Raw genomic sequence first — 18,530 nt, 5'->3', positions numbered from 1 at the left:
TCAGGCCGCAGCCTTGACCGGGCCCGACGCGGCATCCTTGCCGGCAGCGAGCCCGAAATCTTCGGGGAAATGGTCGAGCGCGGACAGCACCGGGTAAGGCGTCATGCCACCCATCGCGCACAGCGAGCCGGCGAGCATCGTGTCGCACAGGTCGCGCAGTAGCGTGACCTGGCGTTCCGACGTGTCGCCGTGGCGGATGCGCGCGATCGTCTCGACGCCGCGCGTCGAGCCGATCCGGCACGGCGTGCACTTGCCGCACGATTCGATCGCGCAGAACTTCATCGCGTATTCGGCCAGCTCGGCGAGGTTCGACGTGTCGTCGTGCAGCACGATGCCGCCGTGGCCTACGACTGCACCGATCGCCGTATACGCTTCGTAGTCGAGCGGCACGTCCCACTGGTGATCGGGCAGGTAGGTGCCGAGCGGGCCGCCGACCTGGGCAGCGCGTGCGGGCCGGCCGCTTGCCGTGCCGCCGCCGAAGTCGAACAGCAGTTCGCGCAGCGTCACGCCGAACGCGAGCTCGACGAGGCCGCCGTGGCGGATGTTGCCCGCGAGCTGGAACGGCAGCGTGCCGCGCGAGCGGCCCATCCCGTAGTCACGATAGAACGCGGCGCCGCGCGCGAAGATCACGGGCGCCGTCGCGAGCGTGATCACGTTGTTGATGACGGTCGGTTGGCCGTACAGGCCGGCGAGCGCGGGCAGCGGCGGTTTCGCACGCACGACACCGCGCTTGCCTTCGAGCGATTCGAGCAGCGCCGTTTCCTCGCCGCATACGTACGAGCCGGCGCCTTTCGCGACGTGCAGCTCGAACGCATGCGCGGAGCCGAGCACGTGCTCGCCGAGCCAGCCGGCTTCGCGTGCGCGGACGATCGCAGCTTCGAGCGTGGCGATCGCATGCGGGTATTCGCTGCGCACATAGATGTAGCCGACCGTTGCGCCGGTCGCGATCCCCGCGATGATCATCCCTTCGATCAGGCAGTACGGATCGCACTCCATGATCAGACGGTCGGAGAACGTGCCCGAGTCGCCTTCGTCCGCGTTGCAGACGATGTATTTCTGCCGGGCGCTCGCCTGCCGGACCGTGCGCCATTTGATGCCGGCGGGGAAGGCCGCGCCGCCGCGGCCGCGCAGCCCCGATTCGATCAGTGTTTCGCACGCGGCATCGCCGTCGAGCGCGAGTGCGTTCTTCAGGCCGGCGAGGCCTTCGTATTGCAGGTAGTCGTCGATCGACAACGGATCGGTCAGGCCGATGCGTGCGAACGTGAGGCGTTGCTGGCGCGCGAGATAGGGCAGTGCGTCGACGAGGCCGACGCCGCTCGGATGCGCGCCGCCGTCGAGCCAGCCGGCATCGAACAGTGCCGGCACGTCGGCGGCCGACAGGTTCGCGTAGCCGACGCGGCCGGCGGTCGTCCCGACCTCGACGAGCGGTTCGAGCCACAGCAGCCCGCGCGAGCCGTTGCGGATCAGTTCGATCGCAACGCCGCGCCGCTCGGCTTCCGCGACGATCGCGGCGGCGAGCGAGTCGGCGCCAAGTGCCAGCGCGGACGAATCGCGCGGGACGTAGATACGGGTCGTCGTCATGCGGCCTCCGGAGCGTGGGCGACCGCGTCGGCCAGCAGCGCGTCGAATTTCTCCGGCGTGACCTTCGCATGCAGCACGCCGTTGACCGTCAGCGACGGCGATTGCGCGCACAGCCCGAGGCAGTACACCGATTCGAGGGCGACGTCACCGGGCGCATGCGCATCCGCAGCGGCGGCGTGCGCCGCGTCGAACCGGCAGCCCGTGCGCGCTTCCGCATGCGCGGCGAGCGATTCGCAGCCCATGCTGCGGCACGCTTCGGCGCGGCACATCTGGATCGTCACGCGCGCGGGCGGCGCGGTGCGGAAGTGGTGGTAGTAAGTCAGGACGCCGTGCACTTCCGCGCGCGACAGGTTCAGCGCCTTCGCGAGCGGTGCGACGCAGCCCGGCGGCACGTAGCCGGCGTCGTCCTGGATCGCGTGCAGGATCGCGACCAGCGACTGGCCGGCGCGCGCGTGGCGCTCGACGAGCGCGTCGGGCGCGTGGGAATTCGGGGACATCTTGTGCTCCTCCAAAGTCTCATATGCGCTCGAAATTCATATAGTGCGCATCGCGACTTCGATCTGATTGATTTTGACCAACGATAAGCGGAAGATTTGGCCGTCGCAATAGGAAATCGGAGTGCATAATTGATTCGAATCGAATGCGACGCGTATCTGACCGTACGCGACACGGAAGGCCGCACGGCCAGCTTGTCGGATGTCGCGCCCTTGCTGGAACTCGTGGCCGACACGGGCAGCATTGCGCAGGCCGCGCACGCGAAAGGGCTGTCCTACCGGCACGCCTGGGGCATGCTGCGCGCGCTGGAGGCGTGCATCGGCGGGGAACTGATCGAAACCGCGCGCGGCAAGGGCTCGACGCTGTCGGCGCTCGGGCAGGCGGTCGTCGATGCGCAACGCCTCGCGCGCAGCCGGCTCGACGGGAACCTGCGCACGCTGGCGGCCGAAGTGGCGAGCGACCTGAATCGTCGGCTCGCGCAGCGTGATGGCGCCGTGCGCATCCACGCGTCGCACGGCTACGCGGTTGCGACGCTCGTCTCCGCGCTCGTCGATGCGCAGGCGGCTGTCGACATCAAGTACCGCGAGAGCGTCGAGGCCGTGCAGGCGCTTGCCCGCGGCGAGTGCGACCTGGCCGGCTTTCATCTGCCGCGCGGCGCGTTTCGCGCGCAGTGCGCACAGATCTACCGGCCGTGGCTCGACGATACGCGCCATGTGCTGATCCACCTGACACGGCGCCAGCAGGGGCTGTTCGTTCCGCGCGGCAACCCGAAGCAGGTTCGTGGGCTCGCGGATCTCGCGCGCAATGACATCCGCTTCGTCAACCGCCAGCCGGGGTCGGGTACGCGCATGCTGCTGGATCTCGCGCTGCGCGCGATCGGCATCGATCCCGAGCGCATCGACGGCTACGCGTCGGCCGAGCTCACGCATTCGGCGATCGCGGCATTCGTCGCGAGCGGGATGGCCGATCTCGGCTTCGGCGTCGAGCCTGCCGCCCATCATTTCGGGCTCGATTTCATCCCGGTCGTCGACGAGGACTATTACTTCGCGTGCGAACGCGCGCAGCTCGACGCGCGGCCGCTTGCCGGCGTACTGGCGCTGCTGCGCGACGCGCGTTTCGTCGAGCGCGTCGCGCATCTCGACGGCTACGATCCGGCCGCGTGCGGATCGGTGACGAGCATCGTGACGGGGCTGGCCGGAGGCGAGGGCGCGAGCGTGCCGGACGGCAATTCCCGGTAACGCGGGCGCGATCGAACCGCGATGCAGCGGCGGGGGATTTGCGCTACGCTTGCCGCTTGATCAACGTTCCAACAAGCACGCCGTTCAAGCGTCATCCCGCCATGAAATTTTCCGTTCCCCTCGCCGCGGCAGCGTTGACCGCGGGGCTGCTGGCCGCTGTTTCGCCGTTTGCGCTCGCGCAGAATTCCCCCGGTGTGCCCGGCGGTATCCTGAGCGAACAGTTTCGCCTGAACGAGCATCCGCAGATGCCGTTTGCGGCGTCCTCGCCGTCGCAGAAATACCAGAGCGGCAAGAAGTCGGCCTTGCGCCGCAAGGGCGACTTGGGCGATCCGAATGGCTGCAACCTGAAGTGTCCGATGGATAGCCGGTAACGCGGCGAACGGGCGCGCCCGCACGACGGTCATGCTGCACCGGTTCGATGGTGCGCGTTGCATCCGCGCGCATCGGCCTGACCGGCTGACCGGCAACTGCAGGATCCCTTGCGCTTTCGATTCTGTCCGAGCCCCGCGAAGCGTTGCCGCTTCGCGGGGCTCTTTGCTTTCCAGCGAATCTTCATGCGATTCGATGCGAGGCGATGCCCGCGTGTGCGCATCACCGCCCTGATGGGGGAATCTAGGGTTAACCCGTAATCCAGGAAGGATGTCTTCCTGAAACCTGCCTTATTCTTAAGCATCCGCCTACATAAACTTCAGGTTGTCAGCGATGAACAAGGTGTTCACCGCGAACACAGACAAATCTGGAGGTAGGTCATCATGAAGTCGCTCGTTCAAGCTGTTGTCGTTGCTGCTGCTCTCGTTGCCCCGGTCGTGTCGTTCGCCCAGTCGGGTTCGACGATCACCCGCGCACAGGTTCGCGCCGAACTGGTCCAGCTGCAGCAGGCAGGTTACAACTCCGCTCGCGGCGAAGATCCGCATTATCCGGAAGCGATCCAGGCTGCAACGGCGCGTGTTGCAGAGCAGCAGCGCGCTGCGCTGGCGCAAGCGCAAGGCGCCGACGCCAGCGGCTACGGTGCACAGGCGCAGGGCGCGTCGGCATCGGGTTCGCGTGCCATGGGCGTGCGCCCGGCCACCGCTGAAGAAATGAAGTCGCTGTATCGCGGCAGCTAAGCCGCGCATCGCCCGGTGTGCGTGAATGCCGGGTGCGACGACTCGTCGCGCCCGGCGCCGCTGCACCCGGGCTGGCCGTTGCCTGGCGCGATCGATGATTGCGCAGGCGCGGCAGGACATCCGTCACCTCCTGTCGCCGGAAGTCCGGCGGCATTCCGCCCGGCCCACCCGTGGCTGGGCGCTTTTTCGGAAGGAGAGGGACGCATGCGTTTCGCCGGCAACAAAAAACCCCGCAGACTTGCGTCATGCGGGGTTCGTGCGGCGAGCGCGGAATTTGGTGGAGGCGGCGGGAATCGAACCCGCGTCCAGAAGCGCTCTACGACTAGTTCTACATGTTTAGTTCAGTCATTTGATTTAACCGCAGCGACGCGGACGAACACGCTGCACTACGGCGATTCGCTAGATTTTCGACCCTGGCGTCGCGACGCCGACAGGGCTTAACTGACGTAAATGACCTCTGGCGGTATTGCTACCGGTCTTGCGACACTAGCCCGTCAGTGAACTAGGCAGAGGACGGCGGCCGTTAGGCTGCCAGTGCGAACGTATCGTCGTTTGCAGTTACGATTTTCCCATTGATTAACGAGGTGACGGGTCCTCGACATGCCCTAGCCGCTTCACAACCCCTGTCGAAACCAGGTCGCCCCCGCGGATAAGATCAAACATTATAGCCCAACATCGCGCAGCAGTTCGCGTAGTTGCTGCGTCGTGTCGACGAGATGCTGTGCTTGCCAGTCAGCCGGCGCGGTGCCGTCGCCGCAATAGCCGTACGCGGCCGCGACCGTCGCCATGCCGGCGGCGCTGCCGGCCTGAATGTCGCGCAGGTCGTCGCCGACGTAGACGATGCGCGCGGGCGCGAGCGTCAACTGGTCGGCCGCATGCAGCAGCGGGGCCGGGTGCGGCTTCGGGTGCGGCGTTGTGTCGCCCCCGACGACGCAGGCGGCGCGCGGCGCGAGACCGAGCAGGTCGACGAGCGGCGCCGTGAGCCGCATCGCCTTGTTCGTGACGATGCCCCAGCGCACGCCGCGCGCGTCGAGCTCGTCGAGCACGTCGCCGATGCCCGGGAACAGCGTCGTATGCACGCACAGATCCGTCGCGTAGTTGGCCAGGAACTCGTCGCGCATCGCTTCGTAGCCGGGCGTGTGCGGATCGATGCCGAACGCGCCGCCGAGCAGGCCGCGTGCGCCGGCCGAGGCCAGCGGCCGCAGCACGTCGAGCGGTGTTTCGGGCAGGTCGCGCACGCGTTGCATCTTGTTGACGGCAGCCGCGAGATCGGGCGCCGTGTCGGCGAGCGTGCCGTCCAGGTCGAACAGCACGGCATCGCAGTGCAGCAGGCGCGGTTCGTCGAGTGCGGCCCGCGCGGTCGAGAGAGGAGTCGTCATGCCGGTTGGAAGGTCACGCGCCGCGGCGGCACGCGACGAGGTAGTTGATGTCGGCGTCGTTCGACAGCGCGAAGCGCTTGCCGATCGGGTGATACGTGATGCCCTTGATCTCCACGATGTGCAGATCCGTCGCGCGTATGAAGCCGGCCAGTTCCGACGGGCGGATGAAGCGCGCGTAATCGTGCGTGCCCTTCGGCAGCATTTGCGCGATGTACTCCGCGCCGATCACGGCGAACAGGTAGGCCTTCAGGTTGCGGTTCAGCGTCGAGAAGAACACCCAGCCACCCGGTTTCACGAGCGTCGCGCACGCGGCGACGATATCGCCGGGCGACGGCACGTGCTCGAGCATCTCCATGCACGTGACGACATCGTAGGAACCCGGTTCGCGCGCGGCGATCGCTTCGGCGGCGATCGCCTCGTAGTCGACCGAGATGCCGCTTTCGAGGCTGTGCAGGTCGGCGACGCCAAGCGCTTCGGTCGACAGGTCGATACCTTTCACCTGTGCACCGAGTCCGGCCATCGATTCGGACAGGATGCCGCCGCCACAACCGATGTCGAGTGCGCGCTTGCCGGCGAGGTGCGCATGCGCATCGATCCAGCCGAGCCGGACCGGGTTCAGGTCGTGCAGCGGCTTGAATTCGGCGTTCGGATCCCACCACCGATGGGCGAGGTCGCTGAATTTCTGGAGTTCGTGCGGATCGGCGTTGGTCATGTCGGCAAACGGGCTACGGGAGGAGGGCGGTGCTGCGGTTCGTCAGCCCCGAGTATATAAGAAGCGGACGAGCGGCGAAGCGGCGAGCGCCTGGGCAGGCGTCAAAGAAAAAGCCCCGCCGGGGCGGGGCTTTGAAGCAGTCGAAAACCGCGGCTTAGTTTGCCGGAACGGTCGTCTTCTGGACTTCTTGCGTACCAACCACTTCGACTTCCACGCGGCGGTCCGGTGCGAGGCAGGCGATGAGTTGCTTGCGGTTCTTCTGGTTGCAGCCAGTCGTAACCGGGTTGCGCTTGCCCTTGCCTTCCGTGTAGATCTTGTTGGCCGGCACACCCTTGCTGACCAGGTACGACTTCACGGCTTGCGCACGGCGCAGCGACAGACGGTCGTTGTACTTGTCCGAACCGATGCGGTCCGTGTAGCCCGTTGCGACGACCACTTCCGTGTTCATGCCTTCGATCTTCGAAGCCAGTTCGTCCAGCTTTTGCTTGCCCAGCGGCTTGAGCGTTGCCTTGTCGAAGTCGAACAGTGCGTCAGCTTGATACGTGATCTTCTGGCTCGTGATGGCCGGACCGGCGGCCGGAGCGACCGGCGGCTGCGGTGCCTGGGCGACCAGTGCGCCATCGCACTTCGCGTTGGCGGTGGCCGGCGTCCAGAACGCATCGCGCCAGCAGAGCTCGTTCGTGCCGTTCATCCACACCCATTCGCCCGTGCCGTTGACCCAGTTGTCATTGACGGCTTGGCGCGACGCCGGCACCGACTGTGCCGAAGCGGATGCAGCCATAACTGCGGTAGCTGCAATGAACGCGAGCTTTGAAAGTTTATTCATATTTCTCCTCTCGAAATTGAGATTACCGCAGGTTTACTGCGAGCCTGTTGACGGTGACAAGTCATACATTGCTCGAAGTATAACATTGGTGCGGCACAAAAAACGCGGCGCCGCCTCTGTGTAGACTTCGAGCAGCGTCTAACTTTCAGTGCGTTGGCATTTTGCCATATCGTTCCCTTCCTACGAAAAAAAATCCTCCCCACCCCAAGATCGCTTCAACTTTGTGGTGCATGCGCAACACTGACCTGCCGTAACTTTTAGAGATTGTCAAGAGTGTGGCGGCGAAATTGCGCCGATGACTGCAGTTGTTTACTCGTGCGCGAGAAACGGGTGACGTTGCAATCGACTGTGATGTCGAGTCGGGTGCGATTGCGGTGTGCGATTGCGGTGTGCAATTCCGGCCAATTCGCTGCCGCCGCGATTTTCGCTATTTATATATAGAGGGGGAGGCGAATTGGCGGCTGATGGGCGCATGTTAGAATCTCGCGTTGCGTTGCGCATGCAGCGCCCACGCGAAAGGCGTTCGCCGTCTTCGCTCCGAAACGATACGGATACATGGATCAATTCGCCAAAGAGACCCTGCCCACCTCCCTAGAGGAGGAAATGCGCCGTTCGTATCTCGATTACGCGATGAGCGTGATCGTCGGACGTGCCCTCCCGGATGTCCGCGATGGCCTGAAGCCCGTGCACCGGCGCGTGTTGTTCGCGATGCACGAACTGAACAACGACTGGAACCGCGCGTACAAGAAGTCGGCGCGTATCGTCGGTGACGTGATCGGTAAGTACCACCCTCACGGTGACACCGCGGTCTACGACACGATCGTGCGGATGGCGCAGGACTTCTCGCTGCGCTACATGCTGATCGACGGGCAGGGCAACTTCGGCTCGATCGACGGCGACAACGCCGCGGCGATGCGTTACACCGAAATTCGCATGGCGAAGATCGGTCACGAGCTGCTCGCCGACATCGACAAGGAAACGGTCGATTTCGAGCCGAACTACGACGGCAACGAAATGCAGCCGTCGGTCCTGCCGTCGCGCATCCCGAACCTGCTGATCAACGGCTCGTCGGGTATTGCGGTCGGCATGGCGACCAACATCCCGCCGCACAACCTGAACGAAGTCGTCGACGCGTGCCAGCACTTGCTGGGCAACCCGGGGGCGACGATCGATGAGCTGATCGAGATCATCCCGGCACCGGATTTCCCGACGGCCGGCATCATCTACGGCGTCGCCGGTGTGCGCGACGGTTACCGCACCGGGCGCGGGCGCGTCGTGATGCGCGCGGCCACGCACTTCGAGGAGATCGACCGCGGCCAGCGGATGGCGATCATCGTCGACGAGCTGCCGTACCAGGTGAACAAGCGTTCGCTGCTCGAACGGATCGCCGAGCTCGTCAACGAGAAGAAGCTCGAAGGCATCTCCGACATCCGCGACGAGTCCGACAAGAGCGGCATGCGTGTCGTGATCGAACTCAAGCGCGGTGAAGTGCCGGAAGTGGTGCTGAACAACCTGTACAAGGCGACGCAGCTCCAGGACACGTTCGGCATGAACATGGTCGCGCTCGTCGACGGCCAGCCGAAGCTGCTGAACCTGAAGGAAATCCTGCAGTGCTTCCTGTCGCACCGACGCGAAGTGCTGACGCGCCGCACGATCTACGAACTGCGCAAGGCCCGCGAACGCGGCCACGTGCTCGAAGGTCTCGCGGTCGCGCTCGCGAACATCGACGAGTTCATCGCGATCATCAAGGCCGCGCCGACGCCGCCGATCGCGAAGGCGGAGTTGATGGCGAAGCCGTGGGATTCGTCGCTCGTGCGCGAGATGCTCACGCGCGCCGAGAGCGAGAATGCGGCGGCCGGCGGCCGTTCCGCGTACCGTCCGGAAGGCCTGAACCCGGCGTTCGGCATGCAGGTCGACGGGTTGTACCGCCTGTCCGACACGCAGGCCCAGGAAATCCTGCAGATGCGTCTGCAGCGCCTGACCGGCCTCGAGCAGGACAAGATCATCGGCGAGTACCGCGAAGTGATGGCGCAGATCGCCGACCTGCTGGACATCCTCGCACGCCCCGAGCGGATCACGACGATGATCGGCGAGGAACTGACCTCGGTGAAGGCCGAGTTCGGCGACGCGCGCCGCTCGAAGATCGAGCTGAACGCGACCGAGCTGAACACCGAAGATCTGATCACGCCGCAGGACATGGTCGTCACGATGTCGCATGCGGGCTACGTGAAGTCGCAGCCGCTGTCCGAGTACCGTGCGCAGAAGCGCGGCGGTCGTGGCAAGCAGGCGACGCAGATGAAGGAAGACGACTGGATCGAGACGCTGTTCATCGCGAACACGCACGACTACATCCTGTGCTTCTCGAACCGCGGCCGCGTGTACTGGGTCAAGGTTTATGAAGTGCCGCAGGGCTCGCGCAACTCGCGCGGCCGCCCGATCGTCAACATGTTCCCGCTGCAGGATGGCGAGAAGATCAACGTCGTGCTGCCGGTCAAGGAATTCTCGGCCGACAAGTTCATCTTCATGGCAACGTCGCTCGGCACCGTGAAGAAGACGCCGCTCGAGGCATTCAGCCGTCCGATGAAGAAGGGCATCATCGCGGTCGGCCTCGACGAGGGCGACTACCTGATCGGTGCGTCGATCACCGACGGCGCGCACGACGTGATGCTGTTCTCCGACTCCGGCAAGGCCGTGCGCTTCGACGAGAACGACGTGCGTCCGATGGGGCGCGAGGCGCGCGGTGTGCGCGGCATGCAACTCGAGGACGGGCAGCAGGTCATCGCGCTGCTGGTTGCCGGCAGCGAAGAGCAGACGGTGCTCACCGCGACCGAGAACGGTTACGGCAAGCGCACGCCGATCACCGAGTACACGCGTCACGGCCGCGGCACGAAGGGTATGATCGCGATCCAGACGTCCGAGCGCAACGGCAAGGTTGTGGCTGCAACGCTCGTCGATGCGGAAGATCAGATCATGCTGATCACGACGGCCGGCGTGTTGATTCGCACCCGTGTGTCGGAGATTCGCGAGATGGGGCGTGCGACGCAAGGTGTTACACTCATCAGTCTCGATGAGGGTACCAAGCTCTCTGGCCTGCAGCAGATCGCGGAGGCCGATGAGGGTGACGGCGAGGCCGACGAGGCGTCGGACGGCGAAGCCTGAAGAACGGATGAGACTCTAGCCGCCGCGGGCGCGAAGCGCCGCGGCCGGCGAGCAACCATTCATATTTCCAAAAGGGAGTGATGATGCAAAAGCAATTCAAGCAACTGGTTCTGCTGGCTGCACTGGTGCCGACGTTCGCGATGGCGCAAGCGCTGTCGAATTCCGCACCGGCAGCTCCGGCAGCAGCTGCGCCGATCGACGCCGACAAGAAGGCAGCGATCAAGGATCTGCTCGACGCGATCGACGCGCCGAAGCTCGTGTCGGCAATCGGCAACAGCGCCGAAATGCAGGCCAAGCAACTCGTCCCGGCGATCCTGTCGGACGCGCTGTCGGAAAACAAGACGCTGAACGACAAGCAGAAGCAGGCTGCCGTTCCGACGCTGCAGAAGAACGCGGTGCCGAAGCTGGTTGACGGCGCAGGCAAGGTGTTCGGCACGCAACAGTTCCAGAGCGACGCGATGTCGGCTCAGTACGACGCCTACGCGAAGTACTACAGCACGTCGGAAATCAAGGATCTGACGACGTTCTACAAGAGCCCGACGGGCCGCAAGTTCATCCAGGTTCAGGATCAAGTCGGTCGCGACGTGGTCAACGGCCTGATGCAGAAGTACATGCCGCAAGCTATCCAGGCAACGCGCACGCAGGCTGACAAGGAAGTCGCAGCAGTCAAGCCGGGCAAGTAAAGCCGTCCGGGCACGCCCTCGGCCGTTCGGCCGGGTTTGGCGGGAGCCTGACGACAGTGCGATAATGGCCGTTTGCGCGCGAGCGCAAGCGGCCATTTCTTTTCTGGCGCGTTCTGCCGGCAGCGAGCCGGTCGCGTCCCTCCGAGGTTTTCACGATGCGCGTCTTTAATTTCTCCGCCGGCCCTGCGGCGATGCCCGAGGAAGTGCTGCGGCAAGCTGCCGACGAAATGCTCGACTGGCACGGCAGCGGCATGAGCGTGATGGAGATGAGCCACCGCGGCAAGGAATTCATGTCGATCCACGAGGCCGCGCTGACCGACCTGCGCGACCTGCTCGGTGTGCCGGCCAGCCACCGGATCCTGTTCCTGCAGGGCGGCGGTATCGCGGAAAACGCGATCGTGCCGATGAACCTGCTCGGGTCGCGCAAGACGGCCGACTTCGTCGTGACGGGCTCGTGGTCGCAGAAGTCGTTCAGCGAAGCGAAGAAATACGGCACGCCGCACCTCGCCGCGACCGGCAAGACGGAAGACGGCTTCACGCGTGCGCCCACGCGCGCCGAATGGCAACTGTCGGACGATCCGGCCTACGTGCATCTGTGCACCAACGAGACGATCGACGGCGTCGAGACGTTCGAGATTCCCGATCTCGGCGACGTACCGCTGGTCGCGGACGTCTCGTCGCACATCCTGTCGCGTCCGATGGACGTCGCGAAGTACGGCGTGCTGTTCGGCGGCGCGCAGAAGAACATCGGGATGGCCGGCGTGACGCTCGTGATCGTGCGCGAGGATCTGCTCGACCGCGCGCTGTCGATCTGCCCGTCCGCGTTCGAATGGAAGACCATCGCCGCGAACAACTCGCTGTACAACACGCCGCCTACCTACGCGATCTACATCGCGGGTCTGGTATTCCAGTGGCTGAAGCGGCAGGGCGGTCTCGAAGCGATCGAGGCCCGCAATATCGAAAAGGCGAAGCTGCTCTACGACACGATCGATGCGAGCAGTTTCTATTTGAACAAGGTCGAGCCGGCAGCACGTTCGCGGATGAACGTGCCGTTTTTCCTGGCCGACGAAACGCGCAACGAAGACTTCCTTGCCGGCGCAAAGGCGCGCGGGCTGCTGCAGCTGAAGGGCCACAAGTCCGTCGGCGGCATGCGGGCGTCGATCTACAACGCGGTGCCGCTCGAGGGCGTGAAAGCGCTCGTCGAGTACATGAAGGACTTCGAGCAGCGCGGCGCCTGACGGCGGCGCTGTTCAAACAGCACGGCAAAACGCATGGACGACGAACTGAATTCCCGCCTGAAACCGCTGCGCGATCGCATCGACGCGATCGATGCGCAGCTGATCGCGCTCCTGAACCAGCGCGCCGCGGTGGCGCTGGAGGTGGGCGAGGTCAAGAAGCATTTCAATGCGCCGGTGTTCCGGCCGGAGCGCGAGCTGCAGGTGATCGCACGGCTGCAGGACATGAGCGCGGGGCCGCTCGCGAGCGAGCACATCAGCGCCATCTGGCGCGAGATCATGGCGGCGAGCCGCGCGCTCGAGCAGACGATCCACGTCGCGTTCCTCGGGCCGGTCGGCACGTACAGCGAGCAGGCGATGCTCGAGTATTTCGGCCAGTCGATCGAGGGGCTGCCGTGCCCGTCGATCGACGAGGTGTTCCGCTCGGTCGAGGCCGGCGGGTCCGCGTTCGGCATCGCGCCGGTCGAGAATTCGACCGAAGGCGCCGTGTCGCGCACGCTCGACCTGCTGCTGCAGACGCAACTGCTGATCAGCGGCGAGCTCGCGCTGCCGATCCACCACAACCTGTTGACGCAGAGCGGCACGCTCGACGGTGTGAAGCGTGTCTGCGCGCATGCGCAGGCGCTTGCGCAATGCCAGCAGTGGCTCGCGGCGAATGCGCCGCAGCTCGAGCGGCAGGCGGTGGCGAGCAACGCGGAGGCCGCGCGTCTCGCGGCGGCCGATCCGACCGTCGCGGCGATCGCGGGCGACCGTGCAGCCGCGCACTACGGTCTGCAGATCGCGTTCTCGCTGATCCAGGACGATCCGCACAACCGCACGCGCTTTGTGATCATCGGCAAGCAGCCGGCCGGACAAAGCGGTCATGACCAGACGTCGCTGATCGTGTCGGTGAAGAACGAGCCGGGCGCCGTGTTCAAGCTGCTCGAGCCGCTCGCGCGGCACGGCGTGTCGATGACGCGCTTCGAGTCGCGTCCGGCGCGCGTCGGCACGTGGGAGTACTACTTCTACATCGACATCGAAGGGCACCGCGACGACGCGTCGGTAGCAGCCGCGCTCGCGGAACTCGGCCAGAAGGCCGCGTTCCTGAAGATACTCGGATCGTATCCGCGCGCACGCTGATGCGCGGCGGCCCGTCGCCTGTTCGAGCAGGCGTGGCGGCCAGGCGGGCAGGGCAGGCCGGTCGGCACTGCCGAAGGCGGGTTCGGGCGGTATCCGGCGCAGGTTGTGCCGGATACGGGCCCGTTGCCCGGAATCTGGAATTCCGCGTGCGGGGTGTCGTCCCGCGCGCGTAACTTGGCTCTTGTCGTGTCAGGCTTTGCATTCAACAAACTGGTCATTTTCGGCGTCGGCCTGATCGGCGGATCGCTGGCCCGCGCACTGCGCGAGCGCGCGCCAGGCGGCGCGGGCGAGGTCGTCGGCGTGGGCCGTTCGCGTACGTCGGTCGAGCGTGCGCTCGCGCTCGGCGTGATCGACCGCGCGGCGGCGCTCGACGACGATGCACAATTGCGCGACGCGCTGGCAGGTGCCGATCTCGTGCTGCTGGCGGCGCCCGTCGCGCAGACGGGCCCGTTGCTCGCGCGCATCGCGCCGTGGCTTGAAGCGGCGACGATCGTCACCGATGCGGGCAGCACCAAGTCCGATGTCGTCGCGGCTGCGCGCGAAGCGCTCGGCGCGCGCATCGCGCAGTTCGTGCCCGGGCATCCGATTGCCGGTCGCGAGTCGAGCGGCGTCGAGGCCGCGTTGCCGGATCTGTACGTCGGCCGCAACGTCGTGCTGTGCCCGCTGCCGGAGAACCTGGCCGAATCCGTCGCCCGGATCGACGCGATGTGGCGCGCGACCGGCGCCGACGTGCGCACGATGAGCACGGAGCAGCACGATCGCGTGTTTGCATCGATCAGCCATCTGCCGCACGTGTTGTCGTTCGCGCTCGTCGAGCAGATTCTCGGCGAGGCTGACGCGGAACTGAAATTCTCGTACGCGGCGGGCGGCTTCCGCGATTTCACGCGCATCGCGGCGTCGAGCCCGGAGATGTGGCGCGATGTGTGCGTCGCGAACCGCGCGGCGCTGCTCGACGAACTCGACGGCTACACGCGCGTGCTCACACGGCTGCGCGCGGCAATCGACGCCGGCGACGGCGCGGCGCTCGAAGCCGTGTTCACGCGCTCGCGCGCCGCGCGCAAGGCATGGCAGGAGCGCGGCGGTACGCCCGCTGCCGAACCGGTCAAGAAATAACAGGACGATTCCCATGGACTATCTCGATCTCGGCCCGTACTCCAGCGCATCGGGCACCGTGCGCCTGCCCGGCTCGAAGAGCATTTCGAACCGCGTGCTGTTGCTCGCGGCGCTTGCCGAAGGCGAAACGACGATCACCAACCTGCTCGACTCCGACGACACGCGCGTGATGCTCGATGCACTCGGCAAGCTCGGCGTGAAGCTCGCGCGCGATGGCGACACCTGTGTCGTCACGGGTACGCGCGGCGCATTCACCGCGAAGTCGGCCGACCTGTTCCTCGGCAACGCGGGCACGGCCGTGCGGCCGCTGACCGCCGCGCTCGCGGTGAACGGCGGTGACTATCGCGTGCACGGCGTGCCGCGCATGCATGAGCGGCCGATCGGCGATCTCGTCGACGGCCTGCGGCAGATCGGCGCGCAGATCGACTACGAGCTGAACGAAGGCTACCCGCCGCTGCGGATCAAGCCCGCGACGGTTTCCGTCGACGCCCCGATCCGCGTGCGCGGCGACGTGTCGAGCCAGTTCCTCACGGCGTTGTTGATGACGCTGCCGCTCGTGAAGGCGAAGGACGGCAAGACCGTCGTCGAGGTCGACGGCGAGCTGATCTCGAAGCCGTACATCGACATCACGATCCGGCTGATGGAGCGCTTCGGCGTGACCGTCGAGCGCGACGGCTGGCAGCGCTTCGTCGTGCCGGCCGGTGTCCGCTATCGCTCGCCGGGGCGGATCATGGTCGAGGGCGACGCGTCGTCCGCGTCGTACTTCCTCGCGGCCGGCGCGCTTGGCGGCGGCCCGCTGCGCGTCGAAGGCGTGGGGCGCGCGAGCATCCAGGGCGATGTCGGCTTCGCGAATGCGCTGATGCAGATGGGCGCGAACGTGACGATGGGCGACGACTGGATCGACGTGCGCGGCATCGGCCACGACCACGGCAAGCTTGAGCCGATCGACATGGACTTCAACCTGATCCCCGATGCGGCGATGACCATCGCGGTCGCGGCGCTGTTCGCGAACGGCACGAGCACGCTGCGCAACATCGCCAGCTGGCGCGTGAAGGAAACCGACCGCATCGCCGCGATGGCGACCGAGCTGCGCAAGGTCGGTGCGATCGTCGAGGAAGGCCCCGACTATCTCGTCGTCACGCCGCCGGAAAAGCTCACGCCGAACGCGGCGATCGACACGTACGACGATCACCGGATGGCGATGTGCTTCTCGCTCGTCAGCCTGGGCGGCGTGCCCGTGCGGATCAATGACCCGAAGTGCGTCGGCAAGACGTTCCCCGACTATTTCGACCGCTTCGCCGCGCTCGCCAAAGCCTGACCTGATTGTTCCGATGAAATCGACCCGCCCCTTTCACCCGACCCCTGTCATCACGATCGACGGCCCGACTGCTTCCGGCAAGGGCACCGTCGCCGCGCTCGTCGCCGCGCATCTCGGCTTCCACCTGCTCGACAGCGGCGCGCTGTACCGTCTCGCGGCGCTGGCGAGCGTGCGCTACGACATCGCGGCCGACGACATCGATGCACTCGTGAAGCTGATCGACGATCTCCACATCACGTTCCGCGAAGGCTGTGCGCAGCTCGACGGCGTCGATGTGTCGAACGACATCCGCGCCGAAGCGGTCGGCAACCGCGCATCGGCGATCGCCGTGCACGGGCCGGTTCGCACCGCGCTCGTCGCGCGCCAGCGCGCGTTCCGCAAGACGCCGGGCCTCGTTGCAGACGGGCGCGACATGGGCACAGTGATCTTCCCGGATGCCATGCTGAAGGTGTTCCTGACGGCCAGCGCCGAGGCGCGCGCGACCAGACGGCATAAGCAATTGATGCAAAAAGGTTTTTCTGCTAATATAGATGACTTGCTCCGGGATCTTCGTGAACGTGACGCGCGCGACAGCAATCGCGCGGCCGCGCCGCTGAAGCCCGCGGCAGATGCCAAGCTGCTCGATACGTCCGCACTTTCGGTCGATGAAGCCGTCGACCAGGTGCTGCAGTGGTACCGGGCGCTCGGCCAGCCCGCCTGAGAAGGCGGGTAGCGGTAGGTGCTCCGCGCGTAAATGCGGAGCGTGTTTCGAACCCTTAACCCCGTGTGGACCTCGATCTGGCCCTTTCAGCCTGCCATTCCGGCCGGCGTGGCACAGCGATCCATGCACAATCAGATTTTTATGTCCGACCTGCAAACCTCTACCCCGAATACTGAATCTTTCGCGGCTCTGTTCGAAGAGTCGCTGACCCGCCAAGACATGCGCGCCGGCGAAGTGATTTCCGCCGAAGTCGTGCGCGTCGACCACAACTTCGTGGTCGTCAATGCAGGCCTGAAGTCCGAGGCTTACATTCCGATCGAGGAATTCCTGAACGATCAGGGCGAGGTTGAGGTGCAGTCGGGCGATTTCGTGTCCGTCGCGATCGACGCACTCGAAAACGGCTACGGCGACACGATCCTGTCGCGCGACAAGGCGAAGCGCCTTGCATCGTGGCTGTCGCTGGAAAAGGCTCTCGACAACAACGAACTCGTCACCGGCACGATCACCGGCAAGGTGAAGGGCGGCATGACCGTGATGGTCAACGGCATCCGCGCGTTCCTGCCGGGTTCGCTGGTCGACACGCGTCCGGTCAAGGACACGACCCCGTACGAAGGCAAGACGCTCGAGTTCCGCGTGATCAAGCTCGATCGCAAGCGTAACAACGTCGTGCTGTCGCGTCGTGCAGTGATCGAAGCAACCCAAGGCGAAGAGCGCGCGAAGCTGCTCGAGACGCTGAAGGAAGGCGCGATCGTCAACGGCGTGGTCAAGAACATCACCGACTACGGCGCGTTCGTCGACCTCGGCGGCATCGACGGCCTGCTGCACATCACCGACATCGCATGGCGTCGTGTGCGTCACCCGAGCGAAGTCCTGTCGGTTGGCCAGGAAGTCACCGCGAAGATCCTCAAGTTCGACCAAGAGAAGAACCGCGTCTCGCTGGGCATCAAGCAACTGGGCGACGATCCGTGGGAAGGCATCTCGCGCCGTTACCCGTCGGGCACGCGCCTGTTCGGCAAGGTCACGAACATCACCGACTACGGCGCATTCGTCGAAGTGGAATCGGGCATCGAAGGCCTCGTCCACGTGTCGGAAATGGACTGGACCAACAAGAACGTTGCTCCGTCGAAGGTTGTCCAGCTGGGCGACGAAGTCGAAGTCATGGTCCTCGAGATCGACGAAGACCGTCGTCGTATCAGCCTCGGCATGAAGCAGTGCAAGCCGAATCCGTGGGATGACTTCAGCCGCAACTTCAAGAAGGGCGACAAGATCACGGGCGCAATCAAGTCGATCACCGACTTCGGCGTGTTCATCGGTCTGCCGGGCGGCATCGACGGCCTGGTCCACCTGTCGGACCTGTCGTGGAGCGAAACCGGCGAAGAAGCCGTTCGCAAGTACAAGAAGGGCGACGAAGTCGAAGCAATCGTGCTCGGTATCGACGTCGAGAAGGAACGTATTTCGCTCGGCATCAAGCAGCTCGAAGGCGACCCGTTCAGCAACTACGTTGCAATGAACGACAAGGGCTCGATCGTCGACGGCGTCGTGAAGACGGTCGATGCGAAGGGTGCGGTCGTTACGCTGACGGGCGACATCGAAGGCTACCTGCGTGCGTCGGAAATCTCGCAGGATCGCGTCGAAGATGCACGCAACGTGCTGAAGGAAGGCGACAAGGTCAACGCGATGGTGATCAACATCGATCGTAAGTCGCGCGGCATCAACCTGTCGATCAAGGCGAAGGATTCGGCTGAGCAACAGGAAGCGATCCGCGGCCTGCAGTCGGACTCCAGCTCTGCTGCGACCGGTACGACCAACCTCGGCGCGCTGCTGAAGGCGAAGCTCGACGGCCAGAACCAGTAAGCCTCACGAGGT

16 protein-coding genes and 1 other RNA gene are annotated in these 18,530 nt (G+C 65.2%); 11 read left to right on the top strand and 6 right to left on the bottom strand.

All coding sequences use genetic code 11. The features are described from left to right. Both LGN19_RS31505 and LGN19_RS31500 read right to left on the bottom strand, forming a co-directional pair. Positions 1-1,581 (bottom strand): formate dehydrogenase beta subunit, encoded by a 1,581-nt coding sequence (locus LGN19_RS31505; protein ID WP_226219136.1) that lies wholly within the window; start codon positions 1,579-1,581, stop codon positions 1-3. After that, positions 1,578-2,078, bottom strand: a complete 501-nt coding sequence (locus LGN19_RS31500; RefSeq protein WP_175223446.1) for an NAD(P)H-dependent oxidoreductase subunit E — start codon at positions 2,076-2,078, stop codon at positions 1,578-1,580. Before LGN19_RS31500 ends, LGN19_RS31505 begins: the two co-directional genes overlap by 4 nt. A gap of 129 nt (positions 2,079-2,207) precedes the next feature. Between LGN19_RS31500 and LGN19_RS31495 the strand changes: the two genes are divergently transcribed. From LGN19_RS31495 to LGN19_RS31485, 3 genes are all read left to right on the top strand, one after another. Continuing rightward, positions 2,208-3,314 (top strand): substrate-binding domain-containing protein, encoded by a 1,107-nt coding sequence (locus tag LGN19_RS31495; RefSeq protein WP_175223445.1) that lies wholly within the window; start codon positions 2,208-2,210, stop codon positions 3,312-3,314. A 101-nt stretch (positions 3,315-3,415) separates the two neighbouring features. Beyond that, positions 3,416-3,685 carry a hypothetical protein gene (locus LGN19_RS31490; RefSeq protein WP_174918110.1) on the top strand — a complete coding sequence of 90 codons (270 nt, stop codon included), beginning with the start codon at positions 3,416-3,418 and terminating at the stop codon, positions 3,683-3,685. A gap of 381 nt (positions 3,686-4,066) precedes the next feature. Then, the gene (locus tag LGN19_RS31485) at positions 4,067-4,420 is read left to right on the top strand and encodes a DUF4148 domain-containing protein (protein ID WP_069247423.1); all 354 of its coding nucleotides are present in this window, start codon (positions 4,067-4,069) and stop codon (positions 4,418-4,420) included. Positions 4,421-4,695: 275 nt separating this feature from the next. On the opposite strand, the gene ssrA is transcribed toward LGN19_RS31485, so the two are convergent. From ssrA to ompA, 4 genes are all read right to left on the bottom strand, one after another. Then, positions 4,696-5,065, bottom strand: a transfer-messenger RNA (tmRNA) gene (gene ssrA / locus LGN19_RS31480). Between the two features lie 17 nt (positions 5,066-5,082). Then, a complete protein-coding gene (gph, locus tag LGN19_RS31475) occupies positions 5,083-5,799 on the bottom strand; it encodes a phosphoglycolate phosphatase (RefSeq protein ID WP_226219134.1) in 717 nt (238 codons plus the stop codon). Positions 5,800-5,812: 13 nt separating this feature from the next. Further along, positions 5,813-6,511 carry a bifunctional 2-polyprenyl-6-hydroxyphenol methylase/3-demethylubiquinol 3-O-methyltransferase UbiG gene (gene ubiG, locus LGN19_RS31470; RefSeq protein ID WP_122944781.1) on the bottom strand — a complete coding sequence of 233 codons (699 nt, stop codon included), beginning with the start codon at positions 6,509-6,511 and terminating at the stop codon, positions 5,813-5,815. Between the two features lie 154 nt (positions 6,512-6,665). After that, positions 6,666-7,337 carry an outer membrane protein OmpA gene (gene ompA, locus LGN19_RS31465; protein WP_226219132.1) on the bottom strand — a complete coding sequence of 224 codons (672 nt, stop codon included), beginning with the start codon at positions 7,335-7,337 and terminating at the stop codon, positions 6,666-6,668. A gap of 555 nt (positions 7,338-7,892) precedes the next feature. On the opposite strand from ompA, the gene gyrA reads away from it, so the two are divergent. The 8 genes from gyrA (at position 7,893) to rpsA (ending at position 18,518) form a co-directional block, all read left to right on the top strand. Next, on the top strand, positions 7,893-10,496 hold the full coding sequence (gene gyrA / locus LGN19_RS31460) for a DNA gyrase subunit A (RefSeq protein ID WP_226219130.1): 2,604 nt from the start codon (positions 7,893-7,895) through the stop codon (positions 10,494-10,496). 83 nt (positions 10,497-10,579) lie between these two features. After that, the gene (locus tag LGN19_RS31455; protein ID WP_006486966.1) at positions 10,580-11,179 is read left to right on the top strand and encodes a DUF2059 domain-containing protein; all 600 of its coding nucleotides are present in this window, start codon (positions 10,580-10,582) and stop codon (positions 11,177-11,179) included. Positions 11,180-11,334: 155 nt separating this feature from the next. Then, entirely contained in the window at positions 11,335-12,417 is a 1,083-nt protein-coding gene (serC, locus tag LGN19_RS31450; protein ID WP_122944784.1) for a 3-phosphoserine/phosphohydroxythreonine transaminase, read from the top strand. 33 nt (positions 12,418-12,450) lie between these two features. Continuing rightward, positions 12,451-13,533: a prephenate dehydratase gene (pheA, locus tag LGN19_RS31445; protein ID WP_226219128.1), complete on the top strand. Its 1,083-nt coding sequence runs from the start codon at positions 12,451-12,453 to the stop codon at positions 13,531-13,533. Between the two features lie 186 nt (positions 13,534-13,719). Then, positions 13,720-14,646 (top strand): prephenate dehydrogenase/arogenate dehydrogenase family protein, encoded by a 927-nt coding sequence (locus tag LGN19_RS31440; protein ID WP_226219126.1) that lies wholly within the window; start codon positions 13,720-13,722, stop codon positions 14,644-14,646. 13 nt (positions 14,647-14,659) lie between these two features. Continuing rightward, positions 14,660-15,964, top strand: a complete 1,305-nt coding sequence (aroA, locus tag LGN19_RS31435) for a 3-phosphoshikimate 1-carboxyvinyltransferase (RefSeq protein WP_174962244.1) — start codon at positions 14,660-14,662, stop codon at positions 15,962-15,964. 13 nt (positions 15,965-15,977) lie between these two features. Next, the gene (gene cmk, locus LGN19_RS31430) at positions 15,978-16,664 is read left to right on the top strand and encodes a (d)CMP kinase (RefSeq protein ID WP_175223441.1); all 687 of its coding nucleotides are present in this window, start codon (positions 15,978-15,980) and stop codon (positions 16,662-16,664) included. Between the two features lie 141 nt (positions 16,665-16,805). Continuing rightward, positions 16,806-18,518, top strand: coding sequence for a 30S ribosomal protein S1 (gene rpsA, locus LGN19_RS31425; RefSeq protein WP_122946624.1), 1,713 nt, complete (start codon positions 16,806-16,808; stop codon positions 18,516-18,518). Positions 18,519-18,530: the final 12 nt, after the last annotated feature.

It is taken from the genome of Burkholderia sp. AU30198, from assembly GCF_020419825.1.
GTDB lineage: Bacteria > Pseudomonadota > Gammaproteobacteria > Burkholderiales > Burkholderiaceae > Burkholderia.
This window is presented reverse-complemented; position numbering and strand designations above follow the sequence as displayed.